Source organism: Pseudoalteromonas sp. Isolate3 (assembly GCF_022398505.1).
Classification (GTDB): Bacteria; Pseudomonadota; Gammaproteobacteria; order Enterobacterales; family Alteromonadaceae; genus Pseudoalteromonas; species Pseudoalteromonas apostichopi.
Genome location: NZ_JAKEVN010000209.1, coordinates 1 through 3,007 on the forward strand (window position 1 = coordinate 1; position 3,007 = coordinate 3,007).

Genomic DNA, 3,007 nt, shown 5'->3' on the forward strand with positions numbered 1-3,007 from the left:
CAATTAGGCGAGGTTTTGAAGCTTATGCATTCTTTAAAATTAGAACGTTTGTTCTACTTTTAAGAAAATTGTTCTGCCAAGAACATCATATAGTGCTGTAGAAGCATCACGGTAATCATAGAAACCGTCGTACCACTTTGGTGCTTCACGGTCGAAGATGTTATTAACACCAAATGTCACTTTACCATTCCAATCATGCGTATAAGATACTTGTGCATTATGCTTGAAGTAGCTTGCAACTGGCGCTAGAGAAGGATTGTTAAACTCTTCTGCACCTGATTCTTGTTTACCAATGTAGTAAGTAGACCAAGCAGCACCAAAGTTGTCATATTTCCAATCAAGTGTCATATTTGCACGCCACTCTGGGTAATCTTGAAGACCAGAGTAATCAAAAGGATCTGCACCTGCTTCTGTGATTTCTACAAACTCTTCAACATAGCTTGCTTCACCACGTAATGAGAAGTCACCGATGTTAGTTTCATGCGTGTAGTTCGCTTTAAAGTCAAAACCAGACGTCTCTAAAGAAGCCATGTTTTGGTCAAAGCTGTACATTACGTCAATTTTACCTTCTGCATCACGAACAACAGCTGGGTTTGAACCATTTTCAATTTCATCTGAAAGTAAGCGATCGGTACTGATTGCAGCGATACGGTTATCAATTTTTACACTATAGTATGAAACTTCCATTGAAAGTGTATCTGTCACATTCCAAACTGTACCAACAGTTAAAGACTCACCTTCTTCTGGCTCTAAATCTGGGTTACCACCAAACCACGTTTTGTGCTGTGTACCGCTTGGCGCACAGTAAACAGTATCGCTCGCAGCGTTACCTTGATTATCACACCAAAGTGTATCGTAGTTTGTTTCAAAGCTTAACGATTGGCTAGAGAACATCTCACCCATGTTTGGAGCACGGAAAGACTCACCCCAGCTTGCACGTACTAATAGGTCATCAGTGATACGCCAAGCAGCACCAAGTTGACTAGTTACGTTATCAAATTCACCTGCAACAACAGATGCACCTACGTCACCTTCTTGCTCATATTTATCGTAACGAACCGCAGCATTTAAATCTAAACCGAATGGGAAAGCAGCTTGTAGCTCTAAGTAGCTAGAAGTACGGTCACGAGTTGCAAATACATCATCACCACCTGAGCCACCTGACACGTTACCAGATGCAGATAGTGGATCTGAATACTGAGTGAAGTCGATAGTTTCAAATTCAGCACCTACTACACCTGCTAAAGTAAATGATTCATTATCAACAAGCGTTGTAGAAACTAAACCGTCAAATTGAGTACTTTCGAACTCTGCTTTATAGGTCCCCATGTGAGCTGCACCAGCATAAAGCTCTGCCATTTGTGCATCCCATGAAGCAAAATCCATACCTGTAGTATTGAAGATATCGTACTCGCCAGTATCAATTAGAGATTGTACAAGTGGATCATTAATTAGATTACGGTTGAATGAATCAGTCGTAGAGCGGCTACGCTGAGCATTGATTTCCCAGTCAAATCCGTTACCAATATCCGTATAACCTACTAAGCCACCAACAAAATCGATGTTAGCAATTTCAACGCGAGTATCACGGTTACCCAAGTTAGCAGAACGCATGCTTAGTGAAATATCTTCACCATATGGGTTCATAGGGTTATCAGCATACATAGTCGGTTTTGTTGTTGATACTGGTGTACCTGCATAACGAGCATCAGTCTTAGACATTGATGCACTTGCACGACCACGGAAGTATAAATCGTCAGTTAACTCATACTTAAAGTTTGAAAGGATTGAATCTTGTTCTGCATCCGCGAAAAGTTTAGTCACCGCACCATAACTATATAAACAACGGCCATCGCTACTTGGTACTGTATTATCTGCAACATCACATAAGTCTGCTGAGTACCAGTTTTTAGAATCTTTCCCTTGACCATTTGGAACAGAGCTGTAAGACGAGAATGCACCGTATAATTCAGAATCTAATTCCCAGATATCACGGTCATAAACGGCATCTGCCTTATAGTGCTCATACGTTAATGTGATATTACCTTTATCAGATGCATAACCACCAGTCACAGAGAAACGATTAGTATCACCACCTTCTACTGATGGTAACTCTGTGTCATATGTGAAGTTTAAACCATTAAAATCTTTTTTTGTGATAATGTTAATTACACCAGCAACCGCATCAGAACCGTATACCGCAGATGCACCTTCACGAAGAATTTCAATACGCTCTACGATTGCCATTGGAATACGTGACGTATCAGCAGCTGCACCTGAAGAAGAACTAGTACCAGGCATACGACGGCCGTCTAATAGAACTAGTGTGTAGTTTGCACCAAGGCCACGCATATTAACGTTTGAAGTTGCGGCTGCACCTGAACCATAACCTGACATACCACGCCACGAACCGAAGCTGTTTACAGACGAGTTATTTAATACATCTGCAACTGTCGCTTCACCAGATAACTGCATGTCTGCTGCTGTAATAACTGTCACTGGTGAGGCAGTTTCCATATCAACTTGTTTGATACGTGAACCTGTTACTTCGATACGTTCAACTTTTCCTGCGTTTTCTTCATCTGCTGCAAATGTATTAGCAGAAAATGTAGCTGTTGAAGCTGCACCAAAAGCAACCGCTAAGCGAACTGCTTTTGAAACTTTATTATTTAACATTTGATTCTCCCTGGACCATGTTATTCATGGAATATTTATAGTTATTCAAAAAAAATGCATATTACGCATTCATTTCGAGCGTTGATAATAATACTCGCCACTCTTAAAGGTCAACACTTCAGCAACGCAAAAGTTCAACTTTTAACAATAAATACAAAAAGACCCTACAGTTAAAAATAAAATTAACACACGTAAAACCCTTAAACCACAAAGGGTACAGCAACATTTACAACGAGTTACAAAGGGTAGGAAGAATTTCATTATTCAGTACCTATAAAGACACATCTAAAGAAAGTTTGATTTAATTGCAAAAATCACAATAATATAATTA

Annotated in this window: 1 protein-coding gene; it reads right to left on the reverse strand. The window is 39.9% G+C overall.

The annotated features are described in order from the left end of the window. Window positions 1–39: 39 nt before the first annotated feature. Complete coding sequence (locus tag L1D46_RS20195) at window positions 40–2,676, reverse strand: TonB-dependent receptor (RefSeq protein WP_239978130.1); 2,637 nt, start codon at window positions 2,674–2,676, stop codon at window positions 40–42. Window positions 2,677–3,007: the final 331 nt, after the last annotated feature.